This is a genomic window from Streptomyces yatensis (genome assembly GCF_018069625.1).
Taxonomy (GTDB): domain Bacteria; phylum Actinomycetota; class Actinomycetes; order Streptomycetales; family Streptomycetaceae; genus Streptomyces; species Streptomyces yatensis.
In genome coordinates this window covers 5782019-5800140 of record NZ_CP072941.1, presented here as the reverse complement: position 1 = coordinate 5800140, position 18122 = coordinate 5782019, and the positions used below count along the sequence as shown (strand labels likewise).

Annotated in this window: 11 protein-coding genes and 1 pseudogene; 3 read left to right on the top strand and 9 right to left on the bottom strand. The window is 72.8% G+C overall.

All coding sequences use genetic code 11. The features are described from left to right. Positions 1-77: 77 nt before the first annotated feature. From J8403_RS24420 to J8403_RS24385, 8 genes and pseudogenes are all read right to left on the bottom strand, one after another. Positions 78-881 (bottom strand): annotated as a pseudogene (locus J8403_RS24420) (enoyl-CoA hydratase family protein); the annotation flags it as partial. After that, positions 878-2461, bottom strand: coding sequence for a 4-coumarate--CoA ligase family protein (locus J8403_RS24415; RefSeq protein WP_211125023.1), 1584 nt, complete (start codon positions 2459-2461; stop codon positions 878-880). The gene J8403_RS24415 and the pseudogene J8403_RS24420, both read right to left, overlap by 4 nt. Before the next feature lie 128 nt (positions 2462-2589). After that, positions 2590-3750 (bottom strand): acyl-CoA dehydrogenase family protein, encoded by a 1161-nt coding sequence (locus J8403_RS24410; protein WP_211125022.1) that lies wholly within the window; start codon positions 3748-3750, stop codon positions 2590-2592. 106 nt (positions 3751-3856) lie between these two features. Beyond that, positions 3857-5791 (bottom strand): ATP-binding protein, encoded by a 1935-nt coding sequence (locus J8403_RS24405; RefSeq protein WP_211125021.1) that lies wholly within the window; start codon positions 5789-5791, stop codon positions 3857-3859. Between the two features lie 11 nt (positions 5792-5802). Continuing rightward, positions 5803-7401 (bottom strand): acyl-CoA carboxylase subunit beta, encoded by a 1599-nt coding sequence (locus tag J8403_RS24400; RefSeq protein WP_211125020.1) that lies wholly within the window; start codon positions 7399-7401, stop codon positions 5803-5805. Further along, a complete protein-coding gene (locus J8403_RS24395) occupies positions 7398-9098 on the bottom strand; it encodes an acyclic terpene utilization AtuA family protein (protein WP_211125019.1) in 1701 nt (566 codons plus the stop codon). The genes J8403_RS24400 and J8403_RS24395 overlap by 4 nt, the downstream gene beginning before the upstream one ends. Continuing rightward, the gene (locus J8403_RS24390; RefSeq protein WP_211125018.1) at positions 9095-9940 is read right to left on the bottom strand and encodes a TIGR03084 family metal-binding protein; all 846 of its coding nucleotides are present in this window, start codon (positions 9938-9940) and stop codon (positions 9095-9097) included. The genes J8403_RS24395 and J8403_RS24390 overlap by 4 nt, the downstream gene beginning before the upstream one ends. A 675-nt stretch (positions 9941-10615) precedes the next feature. Then, positions 10616-13465 carry an FAD-binding and (Fe-S)-binding domain-containing protein gene (locus tag J8403_RS24385; protein WP_211125017.1) on the bottom strand — a complete coding sequence of 950 codons (2850 nt, stop codon included), beginning with the start codon at positions 13463-13465 and terminating at the stop codon, positions 10616-10618. 178 nt (positions 13466-13643) lie between these two features. Between J8403_RS24385 and serC the strand changes: the two genes are divergently transcribed. Next, positions 13644-14762, top strand: a complete 1119-nt coding sequence (gene serC / locus J8403_RS24380; RefSeq protein ID WP_211125016.1) for a phosphoserine transaminase — start codon at positions 13644-13646, stop codon at positions 14760-14762. 75 nt (positions 14763-14837) lie between these two features. On the opposite strand, the gene J8403_RS24375 is transcribed toward serC, so the two are convergent. Then, positions 14838-15848, bottom strand: coding sequence for a hypothetical protein (locus J8403_RS24375; RefSeq protein ID WP_211125015.1), 1011 nt, complete (start codon positions 15846-15848; stop codon positions 14838-14840). 296 nt (positions 15849-16144) lie between these two features. Here J8403_RS24375 and J8403_RS24370 point away from each other — a divergent pair, with 296 nt between their 5' ends. Together J8403_RS24370 and J8403_RS24365 are read left to right on the top strand one after the other, a co-directional pair. Then, positions 16145-16711, top strand: coding sequence for a hypothetical protein (locus tag J8403_RS24370; protein ID WP_246585965.1), 567 nt, complete (start codon positions 16145-16147; stop codon positions 16709-16711). Between the two features lie 178 nt (positions 16712-16889). Next, on the top strand, positions 16890-17885 hold the full coding sequence (locus J8403_RS24365) for an aldo/keto reductase (RefSeq protein WP_211125014.1): 996 nt from the start codon (positions 16890-16892) through the stop codon (positions 17883-17885). Positions 17886-18122 lie beyond the last annotated feature (237 nt).

Here is an 18122-nt window from a genome sequence, read left to right as displayed (position 1 = left end):
CCCGCGGCCCCGGCGCCCGGCCCGGTCCCCGCGCCCCCCGCCGTCTGAGCGTCCGCCCCCGCGTCCGCCGCCGTCTGCCGCACCCACTCCGGCTCGCGCCGCTCCAGGAACGCCGTCATGCCCTCCCGGGCCTCCTCGGAGGCGAAGAGGCGGGCCGACAGCGCGGCCAGCGGTTCGCCGTCCCGGTCGAAGGCGCGCAGCACCTCGGCGGTCACCAGCCGCTTGGACTCGGCGAGGCCCTGCGGGGAGCCCCGGCGCAGCCCGTCGAGCACGGGCGCCAGCGCCTCGTCCGCGTCGCCCTCCGGGTCGGCGATCGTCACCAGCCCGATCCGGGCCGCCTCGGCGGCGTCGAACCGCTCCCCCGTGAGGTAGTAGCGGGCCGCCGCGCGCCGGTCCAGCCGGGGCAGCAGCGGCATCGATATGACGGCCGGGGCGAGGCCGAGCCGCGCCTCGGTGAAGGCGAAGCTGGCGCCGCGCCCGGCCGCCGAGATGTCGCAGGCTCCGAGCAGCCCGAGCCCACCGGCCCGCACATGTCCGGTGACCCGCGCGACGACCGGCTTGGGCAGCTCCACGATCGACCGCAACAGCGCCACCAGCCCGGCCGCCCCGGACGCCGAGGGCGGTTCGCTCAGATCCGCGCCCGCGCAGAAGGTGGTGCCGGTGTGGGTGAGCAGCACCGCCCGGACGCGGTCGTCCCGCCCGGCCGCCGCCAGCGCCTCGCGCAACTCGGCGACCAGGCGCGTCGAGAGGGCGTTGCGGTTGTGCGGCGAGTCCAGGGTGAGGGTGGTGATACCGCGCGCGGAGGCGGACCGGACGAGGGGCTTCGGCGCCGCGGTGGGGTCTCCGGCCGGCGGGCCATCGGTCGTGGGGCCGTCGGTCATGGGGTGGTCGAGCTCCTTTCCCTGGCGCGAAGTTCACGCCTCAGGATCTTGCCGGTGGCCGAGCGCGGCACGGTGTCCGTGAACTCCACGCGGCGCACCTTCTTGTACGGGGCCACCTGTCCGGCAACGTACGCGATCAGGTCGTCCTCCGAGATCCGGGTCCCGGGCCGGCGCACCACATACGCCTTGGGGATCTCGTTGCCCGCCCCGTCCGTCACCCCGATCACGGCGGCGTCGGCGACGGACTCATGGGCGAGCAGCACGGCCTCCAGGTCGGCCGGGGCGACCTGATAGCCCTTGTACTTGATCAACTCCTTCACCCGGTCCACCACATACAGCCAGCCGTCCGCGTCCACATGCCCGACGTCGCCGGTGTGCAGCCAGCCCTCGGCGTCGATCAGCGCGTCGGTGTCCTCGGGGCGGCCCAGATAGCCCTTCATCACCTGCGGTCCGCGGATGACGATCTCGCCGTCCTCGCCCACGGCCAGGTCCTCGCCGGTGTCCGGGGCCACGATGCGCATCTCGGTGCTCGGAAGCAGTTTTCCGACCGTCCCCGGTGGCGCGTTCTTCGCGTCGCGCGGCACCAGGTGGCAGCCCGGCGACAGCTCCGTCATCCCGAACGCCTGCAGCAGCGGCGGTACGCCGAGCCGCCGGGCGCACGCCTCCGCGAGCCGGGCGTCCAGCGGGGCCGCCGCGCTCAGCACGTACCGCACCGACGACAGGTCGTGGCCGTCCACCGACGGATGCTTGGCGAGCGCGAGCACGATCGGCGGGGCCACATAGAGCGCCTGGGCCCGGTGCTTCTCGATGGCGGCGAGGAAGGTGTCGAGTTCGAAGCGGGGCAGCACGATCACCGTGCCGCCGTTGCGGAGCGGCGCGTTCATGAGCGCCGTAAGGCCGTAGCTGTGGAAGAACGGCAGGACGGCCAGCACCCGCTCCCCCGGTTGGTTGGGGACGAGCGTCTCCACCTGCGCGAGGTTGGTGGAGACATTGCGGTGGGTGAGCATCACGCCCTTGGGGGTGCCGGTGGTGCCCGAGGAGTACGGCAGCACCGCGATGTCCTCGGCCGGGTCGATGTCCACCACGGGTTCGGGCGCGGTGCTCCGCATCATGGAGCGCAGCGAACGATGGCCGCTCGCCTCGTCGCAGACGAAGATCTCCCGTACCCCGCCCGCCCGTTCGGCGGCCTGCCGGGCCACCCCCAACAGCGCCGAGACGGTGATCACCCAGGACGCGGCCGCGTCCCGGAGCTGCTTGGCGAACTCCTCCGGCGTCGCCAGCGGATGCACCGTGGTGACCGCGGCCCCGGTGCGGGTCGCGCCGTAGAAGGTCGGTGGGTACATGATCGAGTTGGGGCTGTGCAGGGCCACCACATCGCCCTTGCGCACCCCCGCCTCGGCCAGCGCGGCCCCGATCCGGCGCGAGGCGCGATCCAGCGCGGCATAGCTCAGGGCCGCCCCGGTCACGCCGTCCACCAGCGCGGGCAGATCGCCGAACTCCCCGGCCGCGCGGGCCAGTACGGCGTCGTGGATGGGCAGATCGACAGGCGGGACATCGGGATACTCGCTGCGCAGCACCATGGCCGTTCCCCTCAGCTCTGATGGACCTACCTGTCCGTTCTGCCCAACTCGTGAGGCCGGTACGACGCCGTCCGGTACGGCGCCCGTAAGGCCGGTACGGCGCTTCCCGCCCGGCCCCCGTCGAGAGGTCAGTACGACTTCGGCAGCCCCAGCGTCTGGTGGGAGACGTAGTTGAGGATCATTTCCCGGCTGACGGGGGCGATCCGGGCCACCCGGGCCGCCGTGATCAGCCGGGCCAGCCCGTACTCGGCGGTCAGGCCGTTGCCGCCGAGGGTGTGCACGGCCTGGTCCACCGCCTTCACCGTGGCCTCCCCGGCCGCGTACTTGGCCATGTTGGCGGCCTCGCCCGCCCCCGCGTCATCGCCCGTGTCGTAGAGGTACGCCGCCTTCGCCATCATCAGCCGGGCCAGCTCCAGCTCGATATGGGACTGGGCGAGGGGGTGGGCGATGGCCTGGTGGGCGCCAATGGGCTCCTTCCACACCTGCCGGGTACGGGCGTAGTCCACGGCCTTGTCGAGCGCGTAGCGGCCCATCCCCAGCGCGAACGCCGCCGTCATGATGCGCTCCGGGTTGAGCCCCGCGAACAGCTGCAGCAGCCCGGCGTCCTCGTCGCCCACCAGCGCGTCGGCAGGCAGCCGTACGTCGTCCAGCACCACCTCGAACTGCTTCTCCGCGGCGGCCAGTTCCATGGGGATGTGGTGGTAGGAGAAGCCGTGCGCCTCGCGCGGGACGATGAACAGGCAGGGCTTGAGCTTCCCGGTCCGGGCGTCCTCGGTGCGGCCGACGATCAGGGTCGCGTCGGCGATGTCCACACCCGAGATGAAGACCTTACGGCCGTTGAGTATCCAGCCGCCGTCGTCCTCCCGGCGGGCGGTGGTGGTGATGCGGTGCGAGTTGGAACCGGCGTCGGGCTCGGTGATGCCGAAGGCCATGGTGAGGCTGCCGTCGGCCAGACCGGGCAGCCAGCGCTCCTTCTGCCCGGCGGTGCCGAACCGGGCGATGACGGTGCCGCAGATGGCGGGCGAGACGACCAGCATGAGCAGCGGGCAGCCCGCGGCGCCCAGCTCCTCCAGGACGATGGACAGCTCGGTGATGCCGCCGCCCCCGCCGCCGTACTCCTCGGGGAGGTTGACGCCGAGATAGCCGAGCTTGCCTGCCTCGGCCCACAGTTCGCGCACGCCGTCGCGCTCCTGGGGGCCGCCCGGGGCGTGTCCCTTGGCGAACGACGACACCGCCGCGCGGAGCGCCACGCGCTCCGGGGTGTCCACGGGCGTATGCGGGCTGGTCATGGACGGCTCCTCCCACTTGCGATGCGTTGTGCGGGCCGTGTGCGGTCCCGCACGGCCCGGACGGTCTGTCCGGGCCCCGACCTACTGAGTGGTGCGCGGGGGTTCGTCACTCCCCCGCCGCCACGACGGCGAGCAGGGCTCCGACCTCGACCTGGCGGCCGGTGGTGGCGTGCAGGGCGGTGAGCACCCCGGCGGCGGGCGCCGTGACGCGGTGCTCCATCTTCATGGCCTCCAGCCACAGCAGGGGCTGTCCGGCCTCGACCCGGTCCCCGACCGCCACCTCGGCGACCCGGACCACCGTGCCCGGCATGGGCGCCAGCAGCGAGCCCGGTTCGGCACGGGCGGTGGGATCGGGGAAGCGGGGCAGCGCGGTGAACACGAAGCCGCCCCGGGGGGTGTCGACATAGCGGCGGTCCCCATGGGCCGTCACCTCGAACGTCCGCCGGACCCCGGCCACATCGAGGACGACCGACTCCGCTGCCGCGTGCAGCACCCGGACGTCCGGAAGGCGCTCCGCGTGCAGCCCGCCGCGGGTGAGGCGGTAGCGCACCTCGTGCTCGGTGCCGCCCGGTTCGGCGCGGTAGCTCCTCGACTGCGGCTGGGAGGGCACGTTCCGCCAGCCGCCCAACCGCCCGGCCACGGTCGCGGTCCCCGGCCGCCGCGCCGCGTCGGCCAGGGCGGCGGCGAGGGCGGCGAGCCCGGCGGGCGAGGCCGCCCCGTCGTCCTCGGAGGCGGCGGTCAGCTCGGCCAGATGGCGTTCGAGGAAGCCGGTGTCCATACGGGCCGCCTCGAACTCCGGATGCCGCAGAGCACGTACGAGCAGCTCCCGGTTGGTCACCGGGCCGTGGATCCGGGCCCGCTCCAGCCCGTGGGCCAGCCGCCGCACGGCCTCCGCCCGGGTGGGCGCGACGGCGATGACCTTGGCCAGCATCGGGTCGTAGTGGACGCCGATCGCGTCGCCGTCGGCCGGTCCGGAGTCCACCCGCCGCCCGGGGATCTCCAGCCGGTGCATGATCCCCGTCTGCGGCCGCCAGTCGCGCGCCGGGTCCTCGGCGTACAGCCGCGCCTCGACGGCATGTCCCCGGGGCGCCGGCGGCTCGGCGTCGAGGCGCTCCCCCTCCGCGATCCGCAGTTGCAGCGCCACCAGGTCGAGGCCGTAGATCTCCTCGGTGACCGGGTGCTCGACCTGCAGACGGGTGTTCATCTCCAGGAAGTACGCCCGCCCCGCCGACGAGACCAGGAACTCCACCGTGCCCGCGCCCTCGTAGCCGATGGCGCGCGCCGCGTTCGCCGCCGACTCGGCCAGGGTGCGCCGCAGTTCCTCGTCCAGGCCGGGGGCCGGGGCCTCCTCGATGACCTTCTGGTGGCGGCGCTGGAGGGAGCAGTCGCGGGTACCGAGCGTCCAGACGGTGCCGTGGGCGTCGGCGAACACCTGGACCTCGACATGGCGGGCGCCCTCCATATAGGGCTCCACGAAGATCTCGCCGTCGCCGAAGGCGGAGGCCGCCTCGGCGCGGGCGGAATCGAGTTCGGCGGGGAGCGCGTCCAGTTCGCGGACCACCCGCATGCCCCGGCCGCCACCGCCCGCCGCCGCCTTGACCAGCAGCGGCAGATCGTCGGCGGTGGCCCCGGCCGGGTCGATCGCGTCGAGCAGCGGCACGCCCGCCTTGCGCATGATCTCCTTGGCGCGGGTCTTGGAGGCCATCGCCTCCATCGCCTCGGGCGGCGGCCCCACCCACAGCAGCCCCGCGTCCCTTACGGCGCGCGCGAAGTCGGCGTGCTCGGAGAGGAAGCCGTAACCGGGGTGGACGGCGTCGGCCCCGGCGGCCAGGGCGGCCCGCACGAGCAGATCGCCGCGCAGATACGTGTCGGCCGGGGCGTCGCCCGGCAGCCGTACGGCGGCATCGGCCTCGTGTGCGTGGGGCGCGCCGGCGTCCGCGTCGGAGTGGACCGCGACGGTGGCGATGCCGAGGTCACGGCAGGTGCGGACGATACGCCGCGCTATCTCGGCGCGGTTGGCGACCAGGAGGGAACGGATCACGGGTTCCTCACTCACATCCGGAAGACGCCGAAGCCACCGCGCGCGCCCTCGACCGGCGCGGTGTGCAGGGCGGACAGACACAGGCCGAGCACGGTGCGGGTGTCGCGCGGGTCGATGACGCCGTCGTCGTAGAGCCGCCCGGAGAGGAAGAGCGGCAGCGACTCGGACTCGATCTGCTGCTCCACCATGGCGCGCAGCGCCGCGTCGGCCTCCTCGTCGTACGGCTGCCCCTTGGCGGCGGCGGACTGCCGGGCGACGATCGACATCACCCCGGCCAGCTGCTGCGGGCCCATCACGGCCGACTTCGCGCTGGGCCAGGCGAAGAGGAAGCGGGGGTCGTACGCCCGGCCGCACATCCCGTAGTGACCGGCGCCGTACGAGGCGCCGATGAGCACCGACAGATGCGGGACGCGGGAGTTGGAGACGGCGTTGATCATCATGGCGCCGTGTTTGATGATCCCGCCCTGCTCGTAGTCGCGGCCGACCATGTAGCCGGTGGTGTTGTGCAGGAAGAGCAGCGGGATGTCGCGCTGGTTGGCGAGCTGGATGAACTGCGCGGCCTTCTGGGACTCCTCGCTGAAGAGCACCCCCTGGGCGTTGGCCAGGATGCCGATCGGATAGCCGTGCAGGGCGGCCCAGCCGGTGGCCAGGCTGCGCCCGTACAGCGGCTTGAACTCGTCGAAGTCCGAGCCGTCCACGATCCGGGCGATCACCTCGCGCGGATCGAAGGGGACCTTGAGGTCGCCGGGGACGACGCCGAGCAGCTCCTCGGGGTCGTACTTCGGCGGTTCGGCGGGCCCCGGATCGGCGTGCGCCTTGCGCCAGTTGAGGCGGGCGACGACCCGGCGGGCCTGGCGCAGCGCGTCGGGCTCGTCGGTGGCGAAGTAGTCGGCGAGGCCGGAGGTGCGGGCGTGCATCTCGGCGCCGCCCAGCGATTCGTCGTCGCTCTCCTCGCCGGTGGCCATCTTCACCAGCGGCGGACCGCCCAGGAAGACCTTGGAGCGCTCCTTGACCATGATCACGTGGTCGGACATCCCGGGGATGTACGCGCCTCCGGCGGTGGAGTTGCCGAAGACCACGGCGATCGTGGGGATTCCGGCGGCGGACAGCCGGGTGAGATCGCGGAACATCGCCCCGCCCGGGATGAAGATCTCCTTCTGGGACGGGAGATCGGCGCCGCCGGATTCGACGAGGCTGACGAGCGGGAGCCGGTTGGCGCGGGCGATCTCATGGGCGCGCAGCGACTTCTTGAGCGTCCAGGGGTTGCTGGCCCCGCCGCGTACGGTCGGGTCGTTGGCGCTGATCAGGCACTCCACACCGGAGATCACCCCGATACCGGTGACGAGCGAGGCCCCCACCGGATACTCGCTGCCCCAGCCGGCCAGCGGCGACAGCTCCAGGAAGGGGGTGTCGGGGTCCAGCAGCAGCTCGATCCGCTCGCGGACCAGCAGCTTGCCGCGCTTGCGATGGCGCTGGACGTATTTCTCACCGCCCCCGGCGAGCGCCTTGGCGTGCTCGCCCTCCAACTCGGCGAGCTTGGCGAGCATCGCCTCCCGATGGGCCGTGTGATCGGCGCCTGCGGGGTCGAGCGCGGACGCGAGCGCGGTCAAAGCAGTACCTCCGGTATGTCCAGCCGGCGTGAGCGCAGCCATTCGCCGACGGCCTTGGCCTGGGGGTCGAAGCGGGCCTGCGCGGCGACGCCCTCGCCGAGCAGGCCCTCCACGACGAAGTTCAGGGCCCGCAGCCGGGGCAGCGGATGACGGGTGATCTTCAACGGGGCCGTCTCCGGGAGCAGTTCGCGCAGCCGGTCGACGGTGAGGCAGTGGGCCAGCCAGCGCCAGGCGTCCTCGCTTCGCACCCAGACGCCGATGTTGGCGCTGCCGCCCTTGTCGCCGCTGCGGGCCCCGGCGACCGCGCCCAGCGGGGCACGGCGGGTCGGCCCCGGCGGCAGCGGCGGCGGAAGGGGCGGCTCGTCCGCCGGGCTCCCGGCTGCGGGCGTGGTGGGGGCCGGGGGGATGGTCAGCCGGGAGCCGTCCGGCAGTACGGCGGTGTGCGGCACGGTGTCGGCCGGGGATTCCACGGCCTCGAAGACGCCGTAAGGGGAGCCCTTCCCGGGCGGGGCGGTCACATGGAAGCCGGGGTAGCTGGCGAGGGCCAGTTCGACGGCCGCGCCGCTGATCGCCCTGCCCACCGCCGCCGCGTCCCGGTCGCGGACCACCAGCCGCAGCAGGGCGCTCGCCTCCTCCTGCACGGCCGCGTCGGAGTGGTCGGTACGGGAGAGGGTCCAACGGACCTCGGCGGGGCGGCGCTTGCTCATCGCCCCCTCCATCTGGTCCCGCACGAGCGCCGCCTTGGCCTCGATGTCCAGGCCGGTGAGCACGAACACCACCTCGTTGCGGTGGCCGCCGAGCCGGGTCAGCCCGGTCTTGAGGGTGCGCGGCGGCGCCTCGCCGCGTACGCCGTGGACGCGCACCCGGTCCGGGCCGTCCGGAGCCAGCCGAACCGAGTCCAGCCGGGCGGTGACGTCCGGGCCCAGGTAACGGGCGCCCGCCGTCTCGTAGAGGAGCTGGGCGGTGACGGTCCCGACCGTGACGGCTCCGCCGGTGTGCGGATGTTTGGTGATCACGCTGGAGCCGTCGGGGTGGATCTCGGCGAGGGGGAAGCCGGGGCGGCGGAGGTCGTGCTCGGTGAAGAACGAGTAGTTGCCGCCGGTCGCCTGCGTACCGCACTCCAGGATGTGCCCGGCGACCACGGCTCCCGCGAGCGCGTCCCAGTCGTCGGCGGCCCAGCCGAAGTGCGCCGCGGCCGGGCCCGTCACCAGCGCGGCGTCCGTCACCCGCCCGGTGACCACCACGTCCGCGCCACCGCGCAGACAGGCCGTGATACCGGCGCCGCCGAGATAGGCGTTGGCGGCGAACACTCCCGGCCCCCAGTCGCGGACGCCCAGGAGGTCGTCGCCCTCGACATGGGCGACCCGGCACTCGATGCCGAGCCGTTCGGCCAGGGCGCGGATCGCGTCGGCCAGCCCGGCCGGGTTGAGCCCGCCCGCGTTGGTGACGAGCCGTACGCCGCGCTCCATGGCGAGCCCCAGGGTGTCCTCGAGCTGGCGCAGAAAGGTGGTGGCATAGCCGCGCGCCGGGTCCTTGGCGCGGTCCCGGCCCAGGATGAGCATGGTCAGCTCGGCGAGATAGTCCCCGGTCAGCACGTCCAGGGGGCCACCGGTGAGCATCTCGCGCACCGCGTCGAAGCGGTCGCCGTAGAAGCCGGAGGCGTTGCCGATACGCAGGGGTGGGGGCGGCGGCGTCACGGGGCGCCTCCGGCGCGGTCGCCGCTCGCGCCGCCGTCATCCGCCGGGTGACCCGGTCTCTGCCCCGGGGCGCGGCCCTTGCCGGGCGGGCCCGCGAAGGCCTGCGCGATGTCCAGCCAGCGGTCCGCGTCCGCCCCTTCGGCCCGTACGGCCAGATCGTCGCGGTGCGCCCGCTGGGTCACCAGCAGACAGAAGTCCAGCGCGGGCCCGGTCACCCGCTGGGCCGCGTCCTCCGGGCCGTACGTCCACACCTCACCGTCCGGGCCGGTGAGCTCGACCCGGAACTCCTCGGCCGGCGGCTCCAGCTCCCGCGCCGCGTACGCGTAGCCCCGCGCCCGGACCCCGATCCGGGCCACATGGCGCAGCCGGGCGGTGGGGGCCCGGTGCACCCCCAGCGCGTCGGCGACGTCCTGGCCGTGCGCCCAGGTCTCCATCAACCGGGCGGTGGCCATGGACATCACGCTCATCGGCGGCCCGTACCACGGCAGCCGGGCGCGCGGCGGCTGCGCGGCCAGCGTCCGGAGCAACCGCTCCCGCCCCGCGCGCCAGAGCCGCAGCAGCGCCTCGGGCGGCTCGGCCGCCCCGCGCTCCGCGCCCTCGTCCACGAACGCCTCCGGCGCGGTCCACGCCCGGCGCACCTCGTCGGCGAACCCCTGCGGGTCCTCGGCGGCTTGTACGGCCCGCTCGTCGGTCCACGCGAGATGGGCGATCTGGTGCGCGACGCTCCACCCGGGCGCGGGCGTCGCCGTACGCCACTCCGCGTCCCCGAGCCCGGCCACCAGGCCGTCCAACTCGTCCCCCTCCGCCCGCAGATCGCCGAGCAGAGCCTCCGTCTCGGACACGCGTCGCTCCCGTCGTCGGGTCAGTCGTGTGTCGGCTGTCTTTCGTTCTTGTCGAGCGAGGGTGGCAGTGCGGCGAGAAACAATCAAGCACGCTTGCATGATTCAGCCGGTTGGGGATCGCGTCTTGGAAAGGTGCGTTGGGGGTGTGCGTTGTGGGGGGGTGCGTGGTGGGGGGTGCGTGGTGAGGTGCGCTGGGCTGGACGGCTCGGTCGGGTGCGGGTTTCGTCTCGCGCCTTCGGCGCAATTGAGCAGCGGGGCAGGGGCGCCGGGGCCGGCCCGCGTCGCCGGCCGCCGGGCCGGTGGAGGCGGGCGCCGGTGGCGGCTTCCGTGACCGGCGGGCGAGGTCGATGCCGGACAGCGGGGGGGTGGGGTACCCCCTCTGGAAATCGTTTGATGAATTAGTTGCGCCAGATCAAGCATTTTTCAGAGGGGGGTACCGGGAGGGGCGGTCGCACCGGTGGGGATCTTGCCGCCTGCCGCCCGCAGTCCGGAGGGGCCCCGGCCGACGAGCGCCGAAGCCGCCACCGGCGCGCGCCCCCACCAACCCGGCGGACGGCGGCGGTGCCTCGCCCCCGCCTCCCGCGCCCGTTGCTCACATGCGCCGAAGGCGCGAGACGAAAGCCGCACCCGACCGAGCCGCCGCCACCCCTCAGGCGCTGCCCCACCCGCCCCCACTCACCGCAAGCGCTCCGCCAGGGCCTCCGCCAGAACCTCCGCCAGGTGGCGGCTCTTCCGGCCCGCCAGTTGGTTCAGTTGGGTACGGCAGGAGTAGCCGTCCGCCAGGATCTCCGTGCCGGGCTCCGCGGCGCGCACCGATGGCAGCAGTTGCTCCTCGGCGCAGGCCACCGAGACGTCGTAGTGGCCGTCCTCGAAGCCGAAGTTGCCCGCCAGTCCGCAGCAGCCGCCGCTCAACGTGCCCGTGAGGCCAGCGCGTTCACGTAGACGGCGCTCGGCGGCGTCGCCGAGGACGGCGTGCTGATGGCAGTGGGTCTGGCCGACCACGGGGCGGTCGACCTTCGGGGGCCTCCAGTCGGGGGCGTAGTCCTCCAGGGCCTGGGCGAAGGTCGAGACGGACTCGGCCAGGCGCGCGGCGCGGGGGTCGGCGCCGAAAAGTTCGGGGAGGTCGGTGCGGAGGGCCGCGGTGCAGCTGGGTTCGAGGCCGACGACCGGAAGCCCGGCGTCCAGGGCGGGGGCCATGACGTCCAGGGTGCGCCGCATGACCGCGCGGGCGCGATCGAGCTGGCCGGTGGAGACCCAGGTCAGGCCGCAGCACACGGGCTTGGGCGGGACGACCACCCGCAGCCCGGCCGCCTCCAGTACGGCGACCGCCGACCGGCCGACGGACGGGGAGAGGTGGTTGGTGAAGGTGTCGGGCCACAGCACGACGGTGCGGGCGCCGTTCCCATCGCGGGGCACCGTGCGGGCATGTTCCCGCCACCACCGCGTGAAGGGCTCCCGGGCCAGCTCCGGGATGTCCCGCTCTGGCGCGATCCCGCCCATCCGCTTGGCCAGCGCCGCCAGCGGGGGCACGCCCGCCAGGGCGTTGGCGGCGGGCGCGGCCCTCAGGTGGGAGGCCGCGCGGAGCCATACCGGCAGCCAGCCCATCGAGTAGTGCGCGGCGGGCCGCACCCGTCCCTCGTAGTGGTGGTGCAGGAACTCCGCCTTGTACGTGGCCATGTCGACCTCGACCGGGCAGTCGCTGCGGCAGCCCTTGCAGGACAGGCACAGGTCGAGCGCGTCCCGGACCTCCTCCGAGCGCCAGCCGTCCTCGACGACCTCGCCCGCGAGCATCTCGTGCAGCAGCCGGGCGCGGCCGCGGGTGGAGTGCTTCTCCTCGCCCGTCACGCGGTACGACGGGCACATCACCCCGGAGCCGGACACCGATTCGTTGCGGCACTTGGCGACGCCCACACAGCGCCGGACGGCCGCCGAGAAGTCCCCCTTGTCGTGGGGGTAGCCGAATTCGACGTCCACCGGGCGCCTCGGCAGGGGATCGAAGCGCAGGTTCTGGTCCAGGCGCTGCGGGCGGGCCAGCACACCGGGGTTGAGGCCGCCTTCCGGGTCCCACAGGTCCTTGAAACGGGTGAAGAGGCCGACCATCTCGTCCCCGTACACGCGCGGCAGCAGCTCGGCACGGGCCAGCCCGTCGCCGTGTTCACCGGAGAGCGAGCCGCCGTGGGCGACGACGAGATCGGCGAGGTCGGAGGAGAAGGCGCGGAAGATCCGGATCCCGGGCTCGGTCAGCAGGTCGAAGTCGATGCGGACGTGGATGCAGCCGTCCCCGAAGTGGCCGTACGGCGTGCCGCGCAGCCCGTGCTGGGCCATCAGGGCGCGGAAGTCGCGCAGATACGCGCCGAGCCGGGGCGGCGGCACCGCGCAGTCCTCCCAGCCGGGCCATGCCTCGCCGCCGTCCGCCCTCCCCGGAATACGCAGTCGGGTGGCGGTCCCGGAGGCGTCCTCGCGCACCCGCCACAGGGCGCGCTGCCCGGCCGGGTCGGCGACGACGGTGTGGCCGGTGGTGGCCTCGGCGGCGGCGCGGGCCACTTCCTGGGCACGGGAGAGGGCCTCTTCGCGGGTGGCGCCGCCGACCTCGACGAACAGCCAGGCGCCGCCCTTGGGCAGCCCGGAGGCCCCGGCGACGAGATCGGCGGCCATGCCTTCGACGGTCAGCGGACCGTACGGCAGCAGGGTGTGCGCGGCCTCGGCCGCCGCGCTCTCGTCGGGGTAGCCGAGCACGGCCAGGGCGCGGGCGCCGGGCGCCTCCACCAGCCGTACGGTCGCCTCGGTCAGCACGCCGAGGGTGCCCTCGCTGCCGGTGAGGGCGCGGGCCAGATCGGCGTTCTTCTCGGGCAGCAGCTCGTCCAGGGCGTAGCCGGAGATCCTGCGGGGCAGCTCGGGGAAGCCGGTGCGCAGCAGGGCCAGGTGGTGGCCGGCCAGGGACCGTATGCCGTCGCGGAGCCGGGCGGGCAGGTCGTGGAGGCCCTGGGCGGCGCGCACCCGCTCCCCGCCGTAGGTGAGGACGTCCAGCTCGTGGACGTTGTCGGCGGTGGTGCCCCAGGCCACCGAGTGGGAGCCGCAGGAGTTGTTGCCGATCATGCCGCCGAGGGTGCAGCGGCTGTGGGTGGACGGGTCGGGGCCGAAGGTCAGCCCATGGGCGCCGGCCGCCGTACGAAGGTCGTCGAGGATCACGCCCGGCTGGACGACGGCGGTCCGCCGCTCGGGGTCGAGCGAGACGATGCCGCGCATATGGCGGGTGAAGTCGAGGACGACGCCGAGCCCGGTGGCCTGTCCCGCGATCGAGGTCCCGGCGCCGCGCGCGACCACCGGCACCCCACGCTCCCGGCAGACGGCCAGCGCCGCCGCCACATCGTCCGCGTCCCGGGGCGCGACCACTCCGTCCGGCACCCGTCGGTAGTTCGACGCGTCCATGGTCATCAGGGCCCGGCTCGCCGTATCGAAGGAGACGTCCCCGCGGACGGCCCGTCGCAGCGCCTGCTCCAGCTCGTCTGCCTGGTGATCAGCCATGCCTCCATGGTCCACGCCGGGAGGGCTGTTGAGAATGTCCAATTCCGATTCATGGCCGCCGCGTTCCCCGATCGCGCCTACACCGCCCTCACCTCCCGCGTCAACAGGATGTGGACCTACCGTCTCACCCGCTGGACGCGCGGTCGGACCGCGGGGGCCGACGGATTAGGCTTCGGTCGTGGCTGACATCCGGATTCCCGATGACATCAAGCCCGCCGACGGACGCTTCGGCTCGGGCCCGTCCAAGGTGCGCACCGAGGCGCTGAGCGCCCTGGCCGCCACCGGAAGCTCCCTGCTCGGCACCTCCCACCGCCAGGCCCCGGTCAAGAACCTGGTCGGCGCGGTGCGCGAAGGGGTGCGCGAGCTCTTCCAACTCCCCGAGGGGTACGAGGTCATCCTGGGCAACGGCGGCTCCACCGCCTTCTGGGACATCGCGACCCACGGGCTGATCGACGCCAAGTCCCAGCACCTGTCCTTCGGCGAGTTCTCCTCGAAGTTCGCCAAGGCCGCGAAGCTGGCGCCGTGGCTCGAGGAGCCCACGGTGATCTCCTCCGACCCCGGCACCCACCCGGAGCCGCGCGCCGAGAGCGGCACGGACGTCTACGCCCTCACCCACAACGAGACCTCCACCGGTGTCGCCATGCCCATCCAGCGGGTGGCCGGCGCCGACGAGGGCGCGCTGGTGCTGGTGGACGCGACCTCCGGGGCGGGCGGTCTGCCGGTCGACATCGCCGAGACGGACGTCTACTACTTCGCGCCGCAGAAGTCCTTCGCGGCCGACGGCGGTCTGTGGATCGGCGTCTTCTCGCCCGCCGCGCTGGAGCGCGCCGCCCGGATCCACGGCTCGGGCCGGCACGTCCCGGAGTTCTTCTCACTGCCGACCGCGATCGACAACTCGCTGAAGAACCAGACGTACAACACCCCGGCGCTGGCGACGCTCTTCCTGCTCGACGACCAGCTGAAGTGGATCAACGGACAGGGCGGTCTGGACTGGGCGGTGCGGCGCACCGCGACCTCCTCGCGCACGCTGTACGGGTGGGCCGAGGAGTCCAAGTTCGCCACCCCGTTCGTGGCCGACCCGGCCAAGCGGTCGCAGGTCGTCGGCACGATCGACTTCACCGAGGAGATCGACGCCGCCGCGGTCGCCAAGGCGCTGCGGGCCAACGGCGTCGTGGACACCGAGCCGTACCGCAAGCTGGGCCGCAACCAACTGCGGGTGGCGATGTTCCCGGCCGTCGACCCGGCGGACGTCCAGGCGCTGACGGCATGCGTGGACTACGTCATCGAGCACCTCTGACGAGCGCCCTTACGCCCGTACGCAAGGGGCCCGCGGCCGGTGGTCGGCCGCGGGCCCCTTCGTATGCGCCGACGGTCAGGATCGGCCCCGGCGGAAGAGCCTGCGCAGGCCGAGGAAGACGACCAGCGCACCGGCGAAGGTGACCCCGGCCTTGACCAGGTTGCCGTTCTTGTCGTCGTCGGTGAGCTTGCCGTCGACGCGGTCGGAGTACTCCCCGTTCTTCTTCTGCTCCTTCGCGGTGGCGTCCGGCAGCAGTTCCCCGCCGAGGTCCACCGGGGTCACCTTGGAGCCCGCGCCCTCGGTGCCGTACATGAGCGTGCCGCCGTCGGGGGTGAAGGTGACCGACTCGCCCTGCCGCTGCAGCGGCAGCCCCGGCTCCTCCTCGAGCCGCGTCGGCTTTCCGTCCCGCCAGCGGTACTCGGCGGCCGAGAAGTAGCCGCGGAGCACCAGCCGGGTGCCGTCCGGGGCGAACGCCCCGTCCGTGACCTCCATGTCGAGGTCGGAGACCCGCCGGAAGACATTCACCCCCGAGGGGCTGAGCGTGGCCGGTCCGGCGTACAGCCCAGCGTCCTCGTCGCTCTTGCTGGCGATATAGACGCGGCCCGTCTTGGGATGGACCATCATCGCCTCGGCGTTGCGCGGCCCGCCCTGGTACTTGACGGTGAACTGGGTCGCGGTGACGGTGACGTCCTTGAGCTGCTTCGGCTCGGGGAAGCGGTAGATCCACACATGGGACCACGTACCGCCCAGGTTGTCGCCGATGTCGCCGACGTAGACATTGCCGTCGGCCCCTATCGAGATCGCTTCCACATCGCGGGGATCCCCTATGCCCCGCAGGGTGACCCGCGCGACCGTCTTCCCGGTCTTGCCGTCGACGGCGTAGACGTACGGCCCGTCCGAGCTGTCGTTGTGCGTCCAGTAGACGCCGGGGTGGAGGCGGCTCGCGGCCAGGCCGCTGGACTCGGTGATCCGTGGATCCTCGATCGTGAAGGGAGACGGCGACGACGAGTCGTCGGCGAAGGCCGGGGCGGCTGCGGACACGGTCAGCAGCGCGGCGGCACCGAGTACGAACGGAAGCGGACGCATGGGCCCAAGCCTGCCATCCCGCCGGGGGCGTCCGGCGCCGGAACCACGCCGGGGGACTCCCTCCGGCCAGGCACGCAGAGGGCTCTCCTGGCCACCGGTGACTCCCCCGTGCATGACTTCGGCGATCACGGGCAGATAACGTCTGTCAATTATTTGTGCGGGCGGCCGGCCCGAAATAACCCGCAGATTATTTGACCTCATCCGGGGATTATTTCGGCGAGAAATTTATCGGTCATTGGCGGCATAGCGGGCGTCGGCATTGCAATGCAGAAAGGCCCCGCTTACGGTCTGAGCTCATGAGCGAATACAGCCAGTCCTCTTATGCGCAAAGCGCGCCGCCCATGCATTCCGCAGGGGCCCCGAACGGCGGTGCCGCACATGCGTCACCCGCACCGGCCGCGCCGTCCAAGAAGATCGCGATCTTCGCGATCGTCGGCTCGGTCATCGCGCTGGCCGGCTCCATGGTGAACTGGGTGGTCTCGGACGCCGAGGGCGCCACCGGGGGCATCAAGGGCATCGACGGCGACGGCATCATCACGCTGATCATCGCCCTGGTCGCGGCGATCCTGTTCATCGCCGCCATGACCACCAAGAAGGCGGCGCTCTACCTGGTCGGCGGGGTTCTGGGGCTGGCCATGGCGATCGTCGCGGCCATCAACATGGCGGACCCCGAGCGGCTGGTGACCCAGAAGCTGAAGGACGACGAGGGGGTGTCGCAGAAGGTCGCGGAAAAGGCGGCGGAACAGGCCGCGAAGCTGTACGAAATGACCGCTGGACCGGGGCTCTACATGGTCCTGATCGGGGCACTGATGGCGCTGGCCCTCGGCGCTCTCGGCTTTATGAAGGCCCGCGCTGCGCGCTAACCGGAAAAGGTCGGCCCCGAGAAATCCCAGGACGCCCGCTTTTTGACCGCACGGGGGGCCAAAAAGCGGGCCTTCGGGTTTTCCGCGGGAATTCAGGGCCGTCGGCAGTGGCCGGGTCATTCGACGCCCCGGCCCGCCCCCCTTGATTAGAGCGCACTCCAACGGCTTGGCTGATCCCATGGAGTACACGCAGCTCGGACGCACAGGTCTCAAGGTCAGCCGGATCGTCCTCGGCACCATGAACTTCGGTCCGCAGACCGAGGAAGCCGACAGCCACTCGATCATGGATGCCGCGCTCGACGCGGGCATCAACTTCTTCGACACCGCCAATGTGTACGGCTGGGGCGAGAACAAGGGCCGCACCGAGGAAATCATCGGGAGCTGGTTCGCCAAGGGCGGCGGGCGGCGCGAGAAGACCGTCCTCGCGACCAAGGTGTACGGAAACATGGCCGCCGAGGGTGAGCCGTGGCCCAATACCGACAAGCTCTCGGCCGTCAACATCCGCCGGGCCGTGGACGCCAGCCTCAAGCGGCTCGGCACGGACTACATCGACCTCTACCAGTTCCACCACGTGGACCGCTCCACCCCGTGGGACGAGATCTGGCAGGCGATCGACGTCCTCGTCCAGCAGGGAAAGATCATCTACGCGGGTTCCTCCAACCACGCCGGCTGGCACATCGCCCAGGCCAATGAGACCGCGGCCCGCCGTGGCTCGTTCGGGCTGGTCAGCGAGCAGTGCCTGTACAACCTGGCCGAGCGCCGCGCCGAGATGGAGGTCATCCCGGCCGCGCAGGGCTACGGCGTGGGCATCATCCCGTGGTCGCCGCTGCACGGCGGACTGCTCGGCGGCGCGCTGCGCAAGGAGCGCGAGGGCGGCGGTGCGCGCAGCACCTCCGGGCGCAGCGCCGACGCGCTGAAGAACACGGCGGTGCGCGATCAGGTCCAGCGGTACGAGGACCTGCTGGCCAAGCACGGCATCGAGCCCGGCGAGGCGGCACTGGCCTGGCTGCTCACCCGGCCCGGGGTGACCGGCCCGATCGTGGGCCCGCGCACGGCCGAGCAGCTGGCGTCGGCGGTGCGCGCCGCGGAGCTGAAGCTGAGCGAGGAAGTGCTGACGGAGCTGGACGAGATCTTCCCGGGTCCGGGGCCGTCGCCGGAGGCGTTCGCCTGGTAACCGAGCCGCCGCTGGGCGGTTGCCGCTGGGGCGGCAGCCGCAGAGGCGGTAGGCGCTGGGGCAGCAGCCGCAGAGGCGGTAGGCGCTGGGGCAGCAGCCGCAGAGGCGGTAGGCGCTGGGGCAGCAGCTGCCGCTGAGGCGGTAGGCGAAGGCGCTGAGGGGCGTGGGCCGTGCGCGGCCCACGCCCCTGCCTGTTGCCTCCTACGGCGGCGTCAGCCGCCCAGCGCGGCCGCGGCG